Genomic DNA, 20,162 nt, shown 5'->3' with positions numbered 1-20,162 from the left:
GTCAACAATTTTTAAAGGAGGTGAAATAATGGCAGTTAAAATTAATACAGCAACTTTTAATGGAGTAGATGGTATCAGCATAAATGTAGAAGTAGATATTTCAAACGGTCTGCCGAGTTTTAATATTGTAGGGTTAGCAGATACATCAATAAAAGAATCTAAAGAAAGAGTTAGAGCAGCAATAAGAAATTCAGGATTTGAATTTCCAATGAGAAGGATAACTATAAATCTATCTCCAGCAGATGTACGAAAAGTAGGCTCTTCTTTTGATTTACCAATTGCAATTGGTATTTTAGTTGCTACTGGTCAAATTTCTACGGAAGAGATAAATAATTATTTATTTGTAGGGGAACTATCTTTACTTGGTGAGTTGAAAAAAGTCAGTGGGGTGCTCCCAACTGTACTTCAGGGAAAAAGTAACAATATTAAAGACTTTATCTTGCCTTATGAAAATAGAGAGGAATCGTCAATTATAAATGATATAAACGTTTATGCTTTTAAAAACTTAAAAGAAATCATTGGATTTTTGAAATATAAAGACTTACTTCCATACATTAAAAAAAATGAGCTAAAAGAAGAAACATATTCCATAGATTATAAAGATGTAATAGGACAAAGAGCTGCAAAACGGGCTATAGAAGTTGCTGCAGCTGGTGGACATAATATTTTACTTTATGGATCACCAGGTAGTGGAAAAAGCTTACTCGCGCGGAGGATACCAACTATACTTCCTCCATTAACATATGATGAAGCTATAGAAGTAACTAAATTATACAGCGTTTCTAGAGAATATAAAAATTTAAACGGACTAATTTATAAAAGACCATTTAGAAGTCCACACCACACAACCACTAAAATTGCATTAGCAGGAGGAGGTTCTAGAATGCACCCTGGCGAGATTTCATTAGCTCATTGTGGTGTACTATATTTGGATGAAATACTTGAATTTAAGAACTCTACTCTTGAAGTATTGCGCCAACCTCTAGAAGATAGAAAAATTATAATAACTCGCTCAAGTGGGAAAGTAGAATATCCAGCGAATATAATGCTAGTAGGGTCAAGTAATTTATGTAAATGTGGTAATTATCAATCTCCTAATAAAATTTGTACCTGTACTGAATATGAAGTAAAAAAATATTTAAATAGAATCTCTGGTCCATTACTTGATAGAATAGATATTTATTCTTCGGTAAACCTAGTTCCCTATAATGAGTTGAATAAGAAAAATAATAGTGAGACATCTTTAGATATTAGAAAAAGGGTTATATCAGCCAGAAAAGTGCAAATTAATAGATTCAAAAATGAAAAAATATTTTCAAACGCAGAAATGAATGAAAATCAAATTAGAAAGTACTGTGTATTAGACAATGATGCAAGAAAAATGATAAAAAAAATATACAAAGAGCATAAATTAAGTTTGCGAGCTTATAGTAGAATCTTAAAAGTTTCTAGAACTCTTGCTGATTTGCAAAATAAGAAGAATATAACGAAAGATAATGTTATTGAAGCAGTTCAGTATAGAAAATATATAAATAATAAGGTAATATAGGTGATTAGATGAATGACTATCAACTTTGGTTTGCTAGTGCAATCCTACCGTATAAAGTTAAAAACCAATTAATAAATATTTACGGAAGTGCCGAAAACATTTGGTATGCATTTATTAATGAAGATATAAAATTTAATAATTCGTCATTAATAATTGAAAAATTGAAATCAGCATGGAATGTTAAAAAATTTGATAATATAAAATATTTCATAGATAAAGAAAATATAAAAACACTTATTGTTAGTGATAGTAAATATCCTAATAAATTAAAGATTTACAATGATTGTCCGTATATGCTTTTTTATAAAGGAAATATCAATTATTTAAAAATGAAATCAGTAGCAATTATTGGTTCAAGAAAATGCACCCATTATGGAGAGAATATAACTAGAATTTTAGCAAAGTCGTTGTCCAATAATAACATTTTGGTTGTAAGCGGCATGGCTAGAGGTATTGACTCCTGTGCTCATAAAGAAATATTAAACTCACATGGTAAAACATGTGCAATTCTGGGCTCTGGGATTAATGTTGTTTATCCAAAAGAAAACCAGGAATTATATAACAATATTATTTCTGAAGGTTGCGTTATTTCACAGTTTATACCAGGAACTCCTCCATATTCGTACAATTTTCCTATTAGAAACAAAATCATCAGTGCATTAAGCGATTTAGTAATAGTAGTTGAAGCTTCTAATAAAAGCGGATCATTAATTACAGCTGGTTCTGCATTGGATCAAGGGAAAGATGTCATTGCAGTTCCTGGAAATATTTTTTCCAACCAAAGTAAAGGATGCAATAAATTAATAAAAGATGGAGCTTTTGTATTTACTTCTTTAGAAGATATTTATGAATTGTTATCAATTGATATCTTTCAAAAAGATGATATTAAAAATATGAATTTAGATGAGGAAGAAAAAAAAGTATATTCGTCTATTCTAAATAAACCTATACATGTAGACGATTTATTAAAAAAAGTTAACTTTAATATAAGTAAACTTTATGAAATCTTATTTGATCTTGAATTAAAAAAAAGAATAAAGCATTTAGCAGGTGATTTTTATATTAGAAACTACAATTGTATCAAATAGAATAAATTTATAAAATTTATTCTATTTGATAATAATAATATTAGAAAGAAAATCTATTCTACACTATATACCATATAATACCTTTAGGAAACATTTTATTATAAATTATAATTATATACCATTAGTCATGTTAGAATTTTGGCTAAAAATTATATATTTTAGTAAAAGATTTTGAAATTTACTGTTGACATATATTAAATTAATAATGTATCATTCTAATTACAGTCAATATTTGCATATTTTAAAGTTAATGAGCTATATATATATATTTAGCCCTAGTATATCGGAGGGGGATAAAATGGGACAAAAGTTAGTAATAGTTGAATCACCAGCTAAAGCAAAAACAATAGGTAAATACTTAGGTAAAAATTATAAAGTTAAAGCATCAATGGGTCATGTTCGAGATCTTCCCAAAAGTCAATTAGGAGTGGATGTTGATAATAATTATACTCCTAAATATATAACTATTAGAGGAAAAGGAACTCTTCTTGCTGAATTGAGAAAAGAAGCTAAGAAATCAGATAAAGTATTTCTTGCTACTGACCCTGATAGAGAAGGAGAAGCCATTTCTTGGCACCTTTTAAAAGCTTTGAAAATCAACGAAGATGATCAATGTAGAATAGTTTTTAATGAGATAACAAAAAACGCAATTAAAAATGCAATAAAGGAACCAAGAAAGATAAATCAAAATGTTGTCGATGCTCAACAAGCTAGAAGAGTATTAGATAGATTGGTAGGTTATAAGATTAGCCCAATACTTTGGAGAAAGGTAAAATGGGGTTTAAGTGCAGGTAGAGTACAATCTGTTACACTAAATATGATATGTACTAGAGAGATGGAGATTCAAAAATTTATTCCGAAAGAATACTGGTCAATAGAATCTGAGGTTAAAAAAGAAAACAGCAAAAGTACATTTACAATTAAATTGACCACTAAAAATAATAAAAAGCTTTTAATTAATAATGAAGAAGAAAGTGAAAATATTATAGAAGAACTTGATAATGGAGAATTTATAGTACAAAAAGTTAAAAAATCTTCTAAAAATAAAAATCCATTACCACCGTTCACAACCAGTACTTTTCAGCAAGATGCATATAGAAAACTAAATTTCACAACTAAAAAGACTATGTCAGTTGCACAACAATTATATGAAGGTGTTGACATTAAAGGAAAAGGGACTGTAGGTCTTATAACTTATATGAGAACTGATTCAGTTAGAATTTCAAAAGAGGCTCAGACAAGTGCTGAAGAATTTATAAGAGACAAGTATGGGAAAGAATACTATCCAGAAGTTCCTAGACAATATAAAGGTAAAAAAAATATCCAAGATGCTCATGAAGCTATTAGACCAACTTATATCGAACTTACTCCTGAAGAAATTAAAAATAGTTTGAAGCCAGAACAATATAAAATTTACAATTTGATTTGGAAAAGATACGTGGCGAGCCAAATGGCAACTTGTATACTTGATACTATATCAATTACTGTAAACAATGGTGACTACAAGTTTAAAGCAAGTGGATCTAGTACAAAATTTCAAGGGTTTATGAAGGTGTATGAATATACAACTGAGGATGAAGCAAATAGCATAGCTCTTCCAGAATTAAAAGAGTTAGAGAAACTGATATCTTCAAGTATAAAAGGTAAGCAACATTTCACACAGCCACCAAGTAGATATTCAGAAGCTTCGTTAATTAAGACTCTAGAGGAAAATGGTATTGGAAGGCCTAGTACTTATGCACCTATAGTTTCTACTTTATTAGGACGAAGATACGTCGAAAGAGAGAAAAAAACACTTTTACCTACTGAATTAGGAATTATTGTTGATGATATACTAAGCCAATATTTCAAACAAATTGTTGATGTTGATTTTACAGCAGAGATGGAAAATAAATTGGATGAAGTTGAAATAGGCAGTGTAGAATGGAAAACTGTAGTTGGTGAATTCTATGATCCTCTAAGCCATCTGTTAGAAGTAGCTGAAAAAGAACTTGCTAAAATAACTATTGAAGATAAAGTTACTGATATTGAATGTGATAAATGTGGCAGATTTATGGTCATAAAGCAAGGCAGATTTGGCGATTTTCTTGCATGTCCTGGATATCCAGACTGCAAAAACACTAAGCCGATTCTTAAAGAATTAGAGGTACCTTGTCCAAAATGTGGCGGGAAAATAGTTCAAAGACGAAGTAAAAAAGGAAGGACTTTTTATGGGTGCAATGAATATCCACAATGCGATTTTGTAAGTTGGGATGAACCTACTGATAAGAAATGTCCTATTTGCGATTCTTTTATGGTAATTAAGAATAGTAAAAAAAGAGGGGATTTTTACCAATGTTCTAATAAAGAATGCAAAAATATTATTGAAGTTGAAAAGAAAGTCGAACCTGAAAAGTAATTAAGTGACTAAGAGAATACAAAAATTTTGTATAAAGTCGAAATTTTTGTATTTTTGTTGAATAAAAAAAAATCATATGTTATTATAAATAGGAATAGATAGAATTTTTTAAATTTTCACAATTTATTTTCCTTTCTGTTCAAAATAAATATTAATTTTAATGAGAAGGAGAGATACGATGGCTTCAGAATTATTAACGAAGATGAGACTGTTGAATAAAATACTACAAAAAAAAGGCGCCGAGCCAGTAGTATTTGAAGATATATGTGATACCTTAAGTGATGTATTAGAAAGTAATGTTTATATTATTAGCAAGAGAGCTAAAATATTAGGCCATACATTCCATAAAGGAGTAGAATGTGAAAGCATTAAAGAAAAGGTGTTACAAGACAAGAAATTTCCAGAATATTTCAATAATAAACTATTATCCATTAATGAAACTTTGGTGAACGTTGAAAATCATGGAAAATCTTCTTTTGATGAAACAAAAGAAGCTGAAATTGAAGGGAAGCTTTCAACTATTGTACCAATTATAGGCAATAGAGAAAGACTTGGAACTTTGTACTTAACACGATTTGAAAAGAGATTTGATGACTCTGATTTAATTTTAGCAGAGTATAGTGCGACAATAGTAGGGCTTGAAATTTTAAGGTCAAAAAATGATCAACTTGAAGATGAAGCACGTAAAAAGGCTGTTGTTCAACTAGCTCTTGGTACTTTATCTTATTCAGAACTTGAAGCGGTAGAACATGTATTTAATGAATTAAATGGGACTGAAGGACTTTTAGTAGCATCAAAGATTGCGGACAAAGTAGGTATTACAAGATCTGTGATAGTGAATGCATTAAGAAAATTTGAAAGTGCAGGGGTAATTGAATCACGATCATTAGGTATGAAAGGTACACATATTAAAATTTTAAACGATAAATTATTAGATGAGTTAAAAAAGATTAAATAAGTAAAATAGGATGATTACATCCTATTTTTTTTGTTTTGCTGTGGAATTTTAACATTTTTTTTTAATATTTTGTTGAATCAGCACTTTCCTTATGCTATACTACTCTAGGAAGAAAAAAATACACACACTATTTGTATATAGATTGGTGCCTAAAAGGATAGGTTGTCTATGGAAAGAATAGTGGAGGTAAAACCAAAAGGAGGAATATTAATGGCAGTAATATCAATGAAACAATTATTAGAAGCTGGTGTTCATTTTGGACATCAAACAAGAAGATGGAACCCGAAGATGGCTCCTTATATTTTCACAGAGAGAAATGGTATTTACATCATTGACTTACAAAAAACTGTAAAAAAGGTTGATGCAGCATATAACTTCGTTAAAGATGTAGTTGCTGAGGGCAAAGAAGTTATTTTCGTAGGTACTAAAAAGCAAGCACAAGAAGCTATTAAAGAAGAAAGTTTAAGAGTTAATATGCATTTTGTTAACCATAGATGGTTAGGTGGTATGCTAACAAACTTTAATACAATAAAAAAGAGAATTAACAGACTTGAAGCTTTAGAAGCTATGGAAGACGATGGAACTTTTGATGTACTTCCAAAGAAAGAAGTTTTCCAATTAAGAAACCAAAGAGAAAAGCTTGAAAGAAATCTTGGTGGAATTAAGAATATGAATGCAAAAAATATTGGTGCTATGTTTGTAGTAGATCCTAGAAAAGAAAAGAATGCTATAAATGAAGCTAAAATTCTTGGAATTCCAGTTGTAGCTATAGTTGATACAAACTGTGATCCTGATGATGTTGATTACGTTATCCCAGGAAACGATGATGCTATAAGAGCCGTAAAATTAATCGCTTCTAAAATTGCAGATGCAGTATTAGAAGGAAAACAAGGTGAACAATTAGCTGAATAAAAATTATCATGTTAGGAGGAATACTCATGGCAATTACTGCAAAAATGGTTAAAGAATTAAGAGATATGACAGGCGCAGGTATGATGGATTGTAAAAAAGCGCTAACTTCTACAGAAGGAGATATCGAAAAAGCTGTAGAGTTTTTAAGAGAAAAAGGATTAGCTGCTGCTGCTAAAAAAGCTGGAAGAGTTGCTGCAGAGGGAGTTATAACTACTTATATTTCTGAAGATAAAAAAACTGGAGTAGTTTTAGAAGTAAACTGCGAAACAGATTTTGTTGGAATAAACGAAGACTTTGTTGGATTTGCTAATAAAGTAGCTAAACAAATTTCAGAATCAGAATATGCTTCTGTTGAAGAATTATTAGAAGCTAAAACAGATGAAGGTATTTCAGTTAAAGATACTTTAACTGCACTTATCGCTAAATTAGGCGAGAATATGAATGTTAGAAGATTCGAAAAATTCAATATAGAAAATGGAAACGTATCTAGCTACGTTCATGGTGGCGGTAAGATTGGTGTTTTAGTAGAATTAGCTTGTGATAATGATAGTGAAATTTTACCGGTATTAGGTAAAGATTTAGCTATGCAAATAGCTGCTGCTAACCCAATGTTTTTAGATGAGTCTTCAGTAGATCACGAAGCATTAAATAAAGAAAGAGAAATTTATAGAGCTCAAGCTTTAAATGAAGGTAAGCCTGAAAAAATCGTTGAAAAAATGGTTGAAGGTAGAATAAGAAAATACCTTAAAGAAGTTTGCTTAGTTGATCAAATTTTCGTAAAAGATTCTGACTTCACTATTAAAAAATTATTAGAAGCAAAATCTAAAGAAGCAGGCGCTGAAATCAAAATCACTAGATATGCTAGATTTGAAAGAGGCGAAGGTATAGAAAAGAAAGAAGAAAACTTTGCAGAAGAAGTTCAAAAACAATTGAAATAGTATTTGTAAAAGTTAATAGAGAACACTTAGTGTTCTCTTTTTTTAAAATAAATTTTGATTGTAATAACAATTAATTTGGAGGTATAATATTTATATGGATACAATAAAATATAAGAGGATTATGTTAAAACTATCTGGAGAAGCTTTAGCTGGAGAAGGTGGTTATGGCATCGATTTTGATGTAGCTAAAAAAATTGCATATGAAATCAAAGAATTAGTAGATTTAGGCGTAGAAGTTGGTGCAGTCGTAGGTGGTGGAAACATATGGCGTGGTAGAAATGGAAAAGAAATGGATAGAACTACTGCAGACTATATGGGGATGCTGGCAACATGTATTAATGCCTTAGCACTTCAAGATTCTCTTGAAAATATTGGAGTCATGACAAGAGTACAAACTGCAATTGGAATGAAAGAAGTTGCAGAACCGTTTATAAGAAGAAGAGCGATGAGACATTTAGAAAAAAACAGAGTTGTAATTTTTGCAGCAGGAACGGGAAACCCATATTTCTCAACTGATACAACAGCAGCATTAAGAGCAGCTGAGATAGAGGCTGATGCAATTCTTTTAGCTAAAAAAGTAGATGGGGTTTATGATAAAGATCCACATAAATATTCAGATGCAAAGAAATTTGACAAATTAACTTATATTGAAGTTCTTGAGAAAGGGCTTCAGGTTATGGATTCTACTGCAACATCTTTGTGTATGGACAACGGAATACCTATTATTGTATTTGGTTTAGATACTCCCAATAATATTAGAAAAGTAATGCAAGGAGAAAATATTGGTACTATAGTATCAAAATAATTGGTAATACAAGGAGGTTTTTATGATTAAAGAGATAATAAAAAAGGCAGAAGATAAAATGGGGAAATCAGTAGTAGTTTTAAAATCTGAGTTAGCTTCCCTTAAAGCAGGTAAAGCAAATCCTTCAATGCTTGACAAACTATCTATTGACTATTACGGAGTTGAAACACCTATAGCTCAAATTGGTGGTATATCAGTTCCTGAACCTCGAATCCTTATGATTCAGCCGTGGGATAAAACTGCTTTAAAAGATATTGAAAAAGCTATACTAATGTCTGATTTGGGAATAAATCCTTCAAATGATGGAACTGCAATAAGATTAATAATTCCTGAACTTACAGAAGAAACAAGAAAGATTATTGTAAAAAAAGTGAAAAAATACGGTGAAGAAACAAAAGTTGCAATAAGATCTTTAAGAAGAGATGCTAATGATAAAATTAAGCATCTAAGAAAAGATGGAGAAATTACTGAAGATGATGAAAAAGAGGGCGAAAAAGAAGTCCAAAAGGTTACAGATAAATTTATAAAAGAAATAGATTCTATTGTAGCGAAAAAAGAAAATGAAGTAATGGCTATATGATTTAAATACCTGTGTTTACGCAGGTATTTAAAATTTTAATAAGTTGAAAAGGTGAGCATATGGTATTATTTAGAAAAAGAAGAAAAACAAAAGATAATTCATTAATAAATATCAATCGTGAAGCTATACCTAAACATATTGCAATCATTATGGATGGTAATGGAAGATGGGCAAAAGCAAAAGGGATGCCAAGAGTTGCTGGACATAAAGCTGGTGCTGAAAATGTCAGAAGAATTGTAAAAGAATGTAACAAATTAGGAATTGAGTTTTTAACACTTTACACTTTTTCTACAGAAAACTGGAAGCGACCAAAAGATGAAGTAAATGCCTTGATGAAATTATTGGTAGATTACTTAAAAAATGAATTCCAAGAGCTCCATGAAAATAATGTAGTTATAAAAAGTATAGGCGATATAAATGAATTGCCCGAAGAATGTGTTAGAGAATTAAATAATAGTTACCAAAAGACAAAAAATAATACTGGTTTAACTTTGAATTTAGCACTCAATTATGGAGGCAGAAGTGAAATAGTAAATGCTGTTAAAAGAATAATGGAACATGCTGAAACCACAAAAATAAATTCTTGGGAAGTTAATGAAATGATAATATCAGATCATTTATATACTAGAGGAATAGTTGATCCAGAAATTATTATTAGAACTGGTGGAGAACAAAGGATAAGTAATTTTTTATTATGGCAGTGCGCTTACTCAGAATTTTGGTATACAGACAAAAAATGGCCTGATTTTGATGAAGCTGAACTACATAAAGCTATATACGATTTTCAAAATAGAGATAGACGTTACGGTGGATTAAAATAGAGGTGAGAATATGAATAAAAGATATATTGGTGTACTTATTTTGTCTCCTCTAGTAATAGTTTTATTCTTAGGAGGAATATATCTAAAAATATTAACAGCATTATTTGCATTAATGGGAATGTATGAATTTTACAGCATACTTAATAATAAAAAAATAAATCCAGTAAAATATTTAGGATATTCAATTTGTATATTCTATTATCTATTAATTTTTATTGATAAGATGGAACTCATATGGATTTCGTCAATATTTATATGGGGACTATTAATTGCTATGAGTATAATGGTGTTATCAGAAGAATATAATATAGTAGATATATCACTTACTATAATAGGTTGTTTGTATGTAACGATACCTTTTAGTTTAATAGCTTTAATTAGTGAAAAAAATAATGGAAATTATTTCGTATGGATAATTTTCATTTCATGTTGGATGTGTGATTCAATGGCATATTATTCAGGGAAATATTTTGGGAAAACTAAGCTTTGCCCGAGAGTAAGTCCTAAAAAGACTGTTGAAGGAGCTATAGGTGGTTTGTTGGGAAGTATAATTACAGTCACTGCCTTTGGCTTATTTATGCAGAGTAGAGGAATAAATATTGCTACATTTAATTTTATCCTGTTAGGCTTTTTTGGAGGAGTAATTTGTCAAATTGGAGATTTAGCAGCTTCATCAATTAAAAGGTACGTAGGAGTAAAAGATTACAGCAACATAATTCCAGGGCACGGAGGAATTTTAGATAGATTTGATAGCATACTTTTTACATCTGTTTTAGTATACTATTATGTAACAATAATTTTGGGGATGTAATTTTTGTATAAATCTATTAAAATTAATAAGAAATTTGAATATAGTTTGATATTACTAGGTTTTTTTATTTGTATTACTTTAATAATTAAATACTATTTTGAACCCTTTTTTATAATAATTATTTTATTCTCTATAACAAAGCCTATTTATAATTTTTTTACGAGGGTTGGCTTATTTAACAGGAATATAAATTCAGCTTTGAGTTTAATAATTGTAAATTTTTTGGCAGTCATATTTTTGATTAATGGAGGAAAAGTATTAATAAATAACTTGGATGTTATTGTAGTGAAAAATTTTCCGGAGGTTAATTCCAATATTAGAGAAATACTTTTTAGTTACATAAATACTTTTAGAACAAAACTATTTATGCTAAATTTTGAAATGACTACATTAATAAACAATTTTATTAATAATGATTTTTTGAAAAAAGGAGCAATTTTTACAACAGATAGTATTTCAGCTTATATGATAAGTAATTTTATTACATATTTTTTATTGATCGATAAAAAAATTATTATAATTATTTTATCGAAGATCTTTCCAAGCATTGAGTTAAAGATGTTAAAAGATAAACTTAGTATTTTCGAACATATGATTAAAATAGAACTAATTTTAGTTTTAATTACAACTTTAGTAACAATTATAGGCTTTTTATTTTTAGGAGTAAGTAACCCATTATTTCTTGGTATACTTTGTGGAATATTTGATATAGTACCTTATATTGGAACAATACTGATATTTATTCCTTTAATACTACTAAAAATTTATGCTAAAGAATACTTTGCAACTATAGCACTAGTAACACTTTATGTACTATTACAAGTTATAAGACAAATAATGGAGAATAGATTTATGAGTGACAAACTTAATATTCATCCATTGATAATTTTAGTTAGCGTCTACTTAGGGGTGAAAATATTTGGTGTCATAGGGGTTTTTATGGCACCATTATATGTGATTCTTACAAAAGAATTAATATTTACGGATTAGGTGATTATATGAAAAATATTTGTATTATTGGTGCTACTGGTTCAGTTGGAACGCAAGCACTAAATGTAATAAAAAAAGAAGATGAATCATTTAAACTTTTAGCTTTCTCTGCTAATAAAAGTTATGATAAAATAATTAAGATTATTGAAGATTTTACTCCTGATTACTGTGCTATTGCTGATTCAATTACGTATGATAAAGTTAAAAACTACTGTAGTCTTAATTTCAAGAAGACTACAATTCTTAAGGGTATGGAAGGAATAAATCACTTGGTTCAACTACAAGACGTTGATTTAGTAATTACTTCAATTGTTGGAATGATAGGTCTTGAACCAACGCTAAAAGCTATTGAAGCAGGAAAGGATATTGCTTTAGCTAATAAGGAAACATTAGTTACTGGTGGAAGTATAGTAATGGAAGCTGCTAAAAAGAATAATGTTAATATTTTACCTGTAGACTCTGAGCATTCAGCAATATTGCAGTGCCTAAAAGGAAATTCTTATTCTGAAGTTGATAAGATAATAGTTACTGCTTCTGGAGGTCCATTTAGAGGAATGAAAAAAGAAGAGTTGATTGATATAACTCCAGAAAAAGCTATAAAACATCCTAAGTGGAATATGGGTAAGAAGATTTCTATTGATTCATCTACATTAATGAATAAAGGATTAGAAGTCATAGAAGCAAAATGGTTATTTGACGTGTCTTATGATCAAATACAAGTTTTAGTACATCCGCAAAGTATTATTCATTCCATGGTTCAATATATAGATGGAAGCGTTATTGCTCAACTTTCAACTCCTAATATGGAATTACCGATACAATATGCAATGAATTACCCTAAGAGAAAATCAAAAGTTATTGATACTTTGAATTTTTATGAATTAGGAAAACTTACATTTGAAAAACCTGATATCAATACATTTGAATGCTTAGCTTTAGCATATGAAGCTGGTAGAGTTGGTGGTATTATTCCAACAGTATTGAATGCGTCTAATGAAGTAGCGGTACAGTTATTTTTAGATAAGAAAATTTCATATTTGCAAATAACAGATATTATAAAAGACTGTTTGAATAAATTTGAGAATATAAATTCAATTAATTTGGAAACAATATTAGAAACAGAAAAAATGGTAACAAATTATATTTTAAATAATTTGAAGTAGTAAGGAGGTCTAGCGTGTGGATATTATTTACATACTAATAGGAATTTTACTTTTAGGAGTATTGGTTATTTTACATGAATTTGCTCATTTTATAATGGCAAAATTTAATGGAGTAAAGGTTGAGGAATTTGCTGTAGGAATGGGACCACAAATAGCTTCAATAAAAGGTAAAGAAACTATGTACTCAGTTAGAATTCTACCTATAGGTGGATATGTAAGAATGCTTGGAGAAGAAGAACAATCCATTGAAGAAGGATCGTTTTCTTCAAAAAGTCCATTAAGAAAGTTAAGCATAGTAGCTGCTGGTCCTTTTATGAATTTAGTAATTGCAATTATACTATTTGCAATTATAGGTTTCTCAGTGGGATTTCCTACTACAGTAATTAATGAAGTACAACAATCAAGTCCAGCATATGAAGCTGGAATTCAAAATGATGATAAAATTATTAAAATTAATGATAATAAAGTTACTTCTTGGGATGACATTTCAGCAGCGATAACATTAAATGAAGGAGAACAGATGGAAGTAATGTTATTAAGAGATGATGAAGAATTATCACTTAAGTTAACTCCTCTCTTTTCAAATGAAGCTGGTAGATATTTGATAGGTATAACACCTGTTTATGAAGAAAATCCAAATTTCTTTAGCTCAGTTACATATGGTGTTAAACAGGCGGTTTCTATTACAAACCAAACATTCTCTTCACTTGGAAGAATCTTCAAAGGGGAAGCTTCTAAAGATGAAGTAGGAGGACCTGTAACAATAATAAGAGTAACAGGGAAGGCAGCTGAAGCGGGCATTATAAGTTTGCTATATCTAGGAGCTTTTATATCAATGTCATTTGCTATCTTTAATATTCTTCCTATTCCTGCCTTAGATGGTGGATGGATAGCATTATTTTTGATTCAATTAATTACAAGAAAAGATGTAGATCAAAAATACGTGGCAATAATAAATACTATAGGATTTTCCTTTTTATTATTTTTGATGGTTCTAGTGACAATCAAAGATATTTTATTCCCTGTACAGTTTTAAATGTTAGGAGATGATTTTTTGGAAAGAAGAATAACGAAAGTTATAAAAATGGGCGATGTACTAATAGGGGGGGATTCTCCGGTTTCTGTACAGAGCATGAATAATACTGATACAAGAAATGTTGAAGCTACGATTAAACAAATAAAAGATTTAGAGATTGCTGGATGTGATATAACAAGATGTGCAGTTCTTGATATAGAGGCAGCAAAGGCATTAAAATCTATTGTTAATAATACTAAAATTCCTGTTGTAGCTGATATCCATTTTGATTACAAGTTAGCGTTAGAGTCTATAAAAAGTGGAGTACATGGATTAAGGTTAAATCCAGGAAATATAGGATCTAATGAAAGAGTGAAGATGGTTGCAAGAGAAGCTAAAGCGCGTAATATACCTATTAGGATTGGTGTCAATTCTGGTTCTGTAGATAAAAAAATAATAGAAAAGTATGGTAAAATATGTCCTGAAGCTCTTGTGGAAAGTGCTCTTGAGCACGTAAATATTTTGGAATCTGTTAATTTTCATGATATAATTATATCGATTAAATCATCTAATACAGTTCAGATGGTTGAAAGTAACAGGTTGCTTTCTGAAAGAGTTGATTATCCACTTCACTTAGGTGTTACTGAGGCTGGAACTCCATGGAGAGGTACTATTAAAGCAAGTATAGGGATAGGTACTCTTTTATGTGAAGGAATTGGCGATACGATTAGAGTTTCTTTAACAGGAGATCCTATAGAGGAAATTAAAGTTGGAAAACAAATACTTAAATCTATTGGTTATCAGAAAAGTGGAGTAGAATTTATTTCCTGTCCTACTTGTGGTAGAACTCAAATAGATTTAATTAAACTTGCAAAAGAAGCTGAAGAAAGATTGTCTAGTTGTCAAAAAAATATTAAAGTGGCTATTATGGGATGTATAGTAAATGGTCCTGGAGAAGCAAAGGAAGCTGATATAGGCATTGCTGGTGGAAAAGGCGAAGGACTTATTTTTAAACAAGGCAAAATAATTAAAAAAGTTAAAGAATCAGATTTGATTAATGAATTAATAAGTGAAATTGAAAAAATGTAGGCTTAGGCCTACATAATTTTTTGTTTAATATTATCTATATTCGAGGAGGTACAGGATGAATCAAAGTCTTGTATGTAAACTAAAAGAAGAATTTAATAGTAATGAAAATTTAACGAGTGATAATTTAAAAATTCAAAAGGTTCAATTTTTATCAAAAAGTGGCAAAGTTAGATTGTTTCTAAAATCCAAGAACGATATTGATACTAATAAGGAAACCTTAATTAAAAAGATAATTTCTAATAATCTTAATGGATTTTGCAATATTGACTTAATTATTTCTAAAGATATATCTAAAATTAACGTAAAAGACATTATAAATAAATATTGGATTGATATAATATCTAAAGTTGCGCAAAGTATACCTTTATGCAAAGAATGTTTGTATAATGCAGAAAAAAAACTTGAAAATAATATTCTAACACTATTTACTGGAGAAGAATTTTTATATACATTTTTGAATCAAAAAAAAATAGAAAAACATATTGAAAATACTATTATGGAAATGTTTGCTATGAAGGTTAAGATTATTTTTAAGTACAAAGAGGGTGCTGAAGATAATTCTGAGGAATTCTTTAGAAAAAGGGAAACTGAAGAAATAAATATTATTAAAAATATTATTAAGAATAGAGGTAACTCAGATAAAAAGGCAACAGATAATAAAAAATCGGCTTCATCCAAAGGCAATTCAAAAGGTGACAATAAATTCTATAAAGGGAAAGATGCTAAAAAATCAGATAATCCCAATGTTATTTTTGGAAGAGATTTCAGTGGCGATTCAGTAGAAATAAATACAATCAATCAAACATCAGGCGTAGTTAGTATCTGTGGTGATATTATTAAATTAGAGATTATTGAAACAAAAGCGGGTAGAAAGATTTTTGTGTTTAATGTTACTGATTATAGTAGTTCAATAACAATAAAATGTTTTCCTAGGCCCAAAGATACAGAAAGATTAGTAGAGGAATTACGAAAAGGAATGACTATCAGGCTAAGAGGGGAAGCAACTTTTGACACATACTCAAGAGAAGTTGTAATAATGGGAAGAGATATAATTAAAACTACCAAAATAGAGAAGATGGATATATGTGAAGAGAAAAGAGTTGAACTCCATTTGCATACACAAATGAGTTCTATGGATGCTATTACACCAACTTCAAAATTGGTAGAGCGTGCTGCTAAGTGGGGACATAAGGCTATAGGTATCACAGATCATGGAGTTGTTCAGGCATTTCCAGAAGCAATGGATGCAGGTGAGAAACATAATATAAAGATATTATATGGTGTTGAAGCATATCTTGTTGACGATGGTGAGCCTATTGCAATAAAATGTGATAAAAAAACTATAAATGATGTTTTTGTTGTTTTTGATATAGAAACAACTGGTTTTTCTAGTAAATACGACAAAATTATTGAGATAGGGGCAGTAAAAATCAAAAATGGTTCGATAATAGATAGATTTAGTGAGTTTATAAATCCTGAAACAAATATTCCAATGGAAATAGTTAAACTTACAGGCATCACAAATGAAACTGTGAAAAATGCTAATACTATCGATAATGTTTTACCTGGATTTATTGATTTTGTTCAAGATTCTATTTTAGTTGCACATAATGCTAATTTTGATGTGTCTTTTATAAGAAAAAATTGCAATGACCTTGATATTGAATTTGATATGCCCGTTTTAGACACAATTCCATTATCAAAGTTTTTATATCCAGAACTTAAAAGGTTTAAATTGAATACAATTTGCAAATATTTAGGCATTTCTTTAGAAAATCATCACAGAGCTGTTGACGATGCTTTTGCAACTTCAGAAATTCTATTAGAGGGCATAAAACGGTTAAAAGAAATGGAAATTGAGACAATTGAAGAATTGAATAATAAATATTTACAAACTTTAGATATAAAAAAAATGAATACTTATCATTTAATCATTTTTGCAAAAAATCAAAAGGGTATCAAAAGCTTATATAAGTTAGTTTCACAATCAAATCTTGAGTATTTTTTTAGAAGGCCTAGGATGCCAAAAAGCTTGATAAGTAAATATAAAGAAGACTTAATAATTGGCTCTGCATGCGAAGCTGGTCAAATATTTACAGCTGTATTACAAGGTAAAACTGATGAAGAATTGCAAGAAATGATTAAATTTTATGATTTTCTAGAAATTCAACCTACAGGAAACAATGAATTCATGATTCGAAAAGGTATTGTAAAGAGTAATGAACAAATTCAAGAGCTTAATAAAACTATATGTGATTTAGGAGAAAAAAATAATTTGCCTGTCGTAGCAACAGGAGATGTTCATTTTATTGATGCGGAAAATGCTATTTTTAGAGAAATATTAATGTCTGGGAAAGGTTTTAGTGATGCAAAAAATCAACCTCCACTATATTTTAGAACTACAAATGAAATGTTAAAGGAGTTTGAGTATTTAGGAAAAGATAAAGCAAAAGAGGTAGTTATTACAAATACAAATAAAATTGCAAATTTAATAGAGGATGTTCTGCCTATACCTAAAGAAACTTTTCCACCTAAAATTGAAGGTGCTGATGATGATATAAGAAATATGACAATGAATAAAGCTAAATCTATTTATGGTGATCCTTTACCAGAGATTGTTCAAAAAAGATTGGATAAGGAATTAAATTCTATTATAAGTAATGGATATGCTGTATTGTATTTAATTGCTCATAAACTAGTAGCAAAATCTTTAAGTGACGGATATTTAGTAGGATCCAGGGGGTCCGTTGGTTCTTCATTAGTTGCTACTATGACAGATATAACAGAAGTAAATGGATTACCAGCTCATTATGTTTGTCCAGAGTGCAAATACAGTGAATTTATTACTGATGGTTCCGTATCATCTGGAGTTGATTTGCCAGATAAAGAATGTCCTAAATGTGGGACTATATTTAAAAAAGAAGGATTTGATATTCCATTTGAAACATTCTTGGGATTTAAAGGAGATAAAGAGCCTGATATTGATTTAAACTTTTCTGGAGATAACCAAGGGGATATTCACAAATATACAGAAGTACTATTTGGAAAAGGGCATACTTTTAAAGCAGGCACAATTGGTACAATTGCACAAAAGACAGCTTATGGTTACGTAAGGAAATATTTAGATGAAAATGATATAAAAGTTCCATCTGCAGAAATTGATAGACTTACTGATGGTTGTACTGGAGTTAAAAGAACATCCGGACAGCATCCAGGCGGAATTATGGTTGTACCAAGTGATAATGAAATATATAATTTTTGCCCAGTACAACACCCAGCAGATGATCCAAATTCAGATATAATCACAACCCATTTTGATTATCATTCTATAAGTGGTAGATTGTTAAAACTTGATATTCTTGGTCATGACGACCCTACAGTTTTAAGAATGCTAAAAGACATAACAGGCATTGATCCAACAACAGTACCAATTGCAGATGAAAAAGTACTAAGTCTATTTACATCTACAGAAGGCCTTGGAGTTACTGAAGAGGAACTTGGATGTCCTGTAGGTACATATGGAGTGCCTGAGTTCGGTACAAAATTTGTAAGACAAATGTTACTTGACACAAAACCTAAAACTTTTTCTGATTTAGCTCGTATTTCTGGTCTTTCACATGGAACAGATGTATGGTTGAACAATGCGCAATACTTTATAAAGGAAGGGTACACTACTCTAAAAGATTGTATATCTACTAGAGATGATATAATGGTATATCTTATTTATAAAGATGTTCCCCCTCACGATGCTTTTACTATTATGGAAAAGGTAAGAAAAGGAAAAGGACTTACAGCTGAACAAGAAGTGTTAATGCGAGAGCATGCAGTTCCAGATTGGTATATAGAATCATGTAAAAGAATAAAATATATGTTCCCTAAAGGCCATGCTGTGGCATATGTAATGATGGCAATGAGGATTGCTTATTATAAAGTATATTATCCTGAAGCATATTATTCAGCATATTTTACAGTAAGAGGTATAGATGATTTTGATGCTGATTTAATATGTAAGGGAATAGATTCAGTTAAGCTAAAGATTAAAGAAATTGAAGACATGGGCAATGCTGTATCTCAGAAAGAAAAAGGATTATTAACAATATTAGAGCTTTCTCATGAAATGTATATTAGAGGTATTAATTTCTTGAAAGTTGATCTGTATAAATCAGATGCAAGTAAATTTCTAATTATGGAAGATGGTATATTGCCACCTCTTTGTGCACTAGCTGGAGTTGGAGTAAATGCAGCTAAATCAATTGCAGAAGCAAGAAAAGCAGGAGAATTTATTTCAAAAGAAGATTTAAGGTTAAGATCCAAAGTAACAAAATCTGTTATTGAGACGCTATCTATCCATGGATGCTTAAAAGGAATGCCGGAAACAAATCAACTTTGTTTGTTTTAACTAGGGTGAATAACTAAAAACTTGTAATAAAATTGTTTATATGTTACAATAAATTTGTTTGTTACTTATAACTACTAGCGTAAGAGTGGGCATTTGCCCGCTCTTTCTATTTAAGTATACGCAACATAATGTTGCGTTTTTAATTAATAAAAAAATTGAATATGGAGGGATATTATGAGTGGATATAAAATTTCTAAAGAATTATTTGATAAGATTGAAAATTTAGTTCTAAATTTAGGTTATCTTTTTTATTACGTAGAATATGTAAAAGAACAAAATGATAATTACCTAAGAGTATATATCGACAACGAAAATGGTATAGCTTTAGATGATTGTACTAAAGTTAGCAAACAAGTTAGTATACTTTTAGATGAATTAGATCCTATAAATGAGAGCTATTATCTGGAGGTTTCATCACCAGGAATAGAAAGAGTACTCTTTAATAATAAACATCTAGAAATGTATACTGGAAATGATGTAACTATTAAATTGTCTAAAATATTTAATGGAAAGAAAACTTTTGAGGGAGAATTACTTTCTTTTGATGAAGAGAGTATATCAATAAAAAGTAAAGGATCAAAAGTTTCAATTCCTAGGGAAAGGATAAAAAAAATAGTATTAAAAGTTGAATTTTAAGGAGGGTAAA

16 protein-coding genes are annotated in these 20,162 nt (G+C 29.7%); all 16 read left to right on the top strand.

The genetic code is table 11. The features are described 5' to 3' along the window. Positions 1 to 28 precede the first annotated feature (28 nt). The 16 genes from ACQ3F0_RS01140 to rimP all read left to right on the top strand — a co-directional run bounded on the left by ACQ3F0_RS01140 (position 29) and on the right by rimP (position 20,152). On the top strand, positions 29 to 1,549 hold the full coding sequence (locus tag ACQ3F0_RS01140; protein WP_428863188.1) for a YifB family Mg chelatase-like AAA ATPase: 1,521 nt from the start codon (positions 29 to 31) through the stop codon (positions 1,547 to 1,549). A gap of 8 nt (positions 1,550 to 1,557) precedes the next feature. Next, entirely contained in the window at positions 1,558 to 2,637 is a 1,080-nt protein-coding gene (gene dprA, locus ACQ3F0_RS01135) for a DNA-processing protein DprA (protein ID WP_428863187.1), read from the top strand. Positions 2,638 to 2,935: 298 nt separating this feature from the next. Further along, positions 2,936 to 5,035, top strand: a complete 2,100-nt coding sequence (gene topA / locus ACQ3F0_RS01130) for a type I DNA topoisomerase (RefSeq protein ID WP_428863186.1) — start codon at positions 2,936 to 2,938, stop codon at positions 5,033 to 5,035. 178 nt (positions 5,036 to 5,213) lie between these two features. Next, positions 5,214 to 5,993 carry a GTP-sensing pleiotropic transcriptional regulator CodY gene (gene codY, locus ACQ3F0_RS01125; protein WP_428863185.1) on the top strand — a complete coding sequence of 260 codons (780 nt, stop codon included), beginning with the start codon at positions 5,214 to 5,216 and terminating at the stop codon, positions 5,991 to 5,993. A gap of 210 nt (positions 5,994 to 6,203) precedes the next feature. After that, a complete protein-coding gene (gene rpsB / locus ACQ3F0_RS01120) occupies positions 6,204 to 6,905 on the top strand; it encodes a 30S ribosomal protein S2 (RefSeq protein WP_428863184.1) in 702 nt (233 codons plus the stop codon). A 26-nt stretch (positions 6,906 to 6,931) separates the two neighbouring features. Then, the gene (tsf, locus tag ACQ3F0_RS01115; protein ID WP_428863183.1) at positions 6,932 to 7,843 is read left to right on the top strand and encodes a translation elongation factor Ts; all 912 of its coding nucleotides are present in this window, start codon (positions 6,932 to 6,934) and stop codon (positions 7,841 to 7,843) included. Between the two features lie 94 nt (positions 7,844 to 7,937). Further along, positions 7,938 to 8,648 carry a UMP kinase gene (gene pyrH, locus ACQ3F0_RS01110; protein ID WP_428863182.1) on the top strand — a complete coding sequence of 237 codons (711 nt, stop codon included), beginning with the start codon at positions 7,938 to 7,940 and terminating at the stop codon, positions 8,646 to 8,648. Positions 8,649 to 8,670: 22 nt separating this feature from the next. Beyond that, positions 8,671 to 9,228 carry a ribosome recycling factor gene (gene frr / locus ACQ3F0_RS01105; protein ID WP_428863181.1) on the top strand — a complete coding sequence of 186 codons (558 nt, stop codon included), beginning with the start codon at positions 8,671 to 8,673 and terminating at the stop codon, positions 9,226 to 9,228. A gap of 59 nt (positions 9,229 to 9,287) precedes the next feature. Next, a complete protein-coding gene (uppS, locus tag ACQ3F0_RS01100; protein WP_428863180.1) occupies positions 9,288 to 10,049 on the top strand; it encodes an undecaprenyl pyrophosphate synthase in 762 nt (253 codons plus the stop codon). Positions 10,050 to 10,059: 10 nt separating this feature from the next. Next, on the top strand, positions 10,060 to 10,860 hold the full coding sequence (locus tag ACQ3F0_RS01095) for a phosphatidate cytidylyltransferase (protein WP_428863179.1): 801 nt from the start codon (positions 10,060 to 10,062) through the stop codon (positions 10,858 to 10,860). 3 nt (positions 10,861 to 10,863) lie between these two features. Continuing rightward, positions 10,864 to 11,850, top strand: coding sequence for an AI-2E family transporter (locus tag ACQ3F0_RS01090; protein ID WP_428863178.1), 987 nt, complete (start codon positions 10,864 to 10,866; stop codon positions 11,848 to 11,850). 8 nt (positions 11,851 to 11,858) lie between these two features. Next, positions 11,859 to 13,013, top strand: a complete 1,155-nt coding sequence (locus ACQ3F0_RS01085) for a 1-deoxy-D-xylulose-5-phosphate reductoisomerase (protein ID WP_428863177.1) — start codon at positions 11,859 to 11,861, stop codon at positions 13,011 to 13,013. Positions 13,014 to 13,029: 16 nt separating this feature from the next. Beyond that, positions 13,030 to 14,049 (top strand): RIP metalloprotease RseP, encoded by a 1,020-nt coding sequence (rseP, locus tag ACQ3F0_RS01080; RefSeq protein WP_428863176.1) that lies wholly within the window; start codon positions 13,030 to 13,032, stop codon positions 14,047 to 14,049. Positions 14,050 to 14,067: 18 nt separating this feature from the next. Continuing rightward, a complete protein-coding gene (gene ispG / locus ACQ3F0_RS01075) occupies positions 14,068 to 15,117 on the top strand; it encodes a flavodoxin-dependent (E)-4-hydroxy-3-methylbut-2-enyl-diphosphate synthase (RefSeq protein ID WP_428863175.1) in 1,050 nt (349 codons plus the stop codon). Positions 15,118 to 15,172: 55 nt separating this feature from the next. Beyond that, positions 15,173 to 19,516: a PolC-type DNA polymerase III gene (locus tag ACQ3F0_RS01070; protein WP_428863174.1), complete on the top strand. Its 4,344-nt coding sequence runs from the start codon at positions 15,173 to 15,175 to the stop codon at positions 19,514 to 19,516. Between the two features lie 174 nt (positions 19,517 to 19,690). After that, positions 19,691 to 20,152 carry a ribosome maturation factor RimP gene (gene rimP, locus ACQ3F0_RS01065; RefSeq protein WP_428863173.1) on the top strand — a complete coding sequence of 154 codons (462 nt, stop codon included), beginning with the start codon at positions 19,691 to 19,693 and terminating at the stop codon, positions 20,150 to 20,152. Positions 20,153 to 20,162 lie beyond the last annotated feature (10 nt).

Source organism: Clostridium sediminicola (assembly GCF_050402865.1).
In the GTDB taxonomy this organism is placed as follows: Bacteria; Bacillota; Clostridia; order Clostridiales; family Clostridiaceae; genus Clostridium_AF; species Clostridium_AF sediminicola.
Note: the sequence above shows the minus strand (reverse complement) of the source record. Positions and strands in the feature narration are given on the sequence as shown.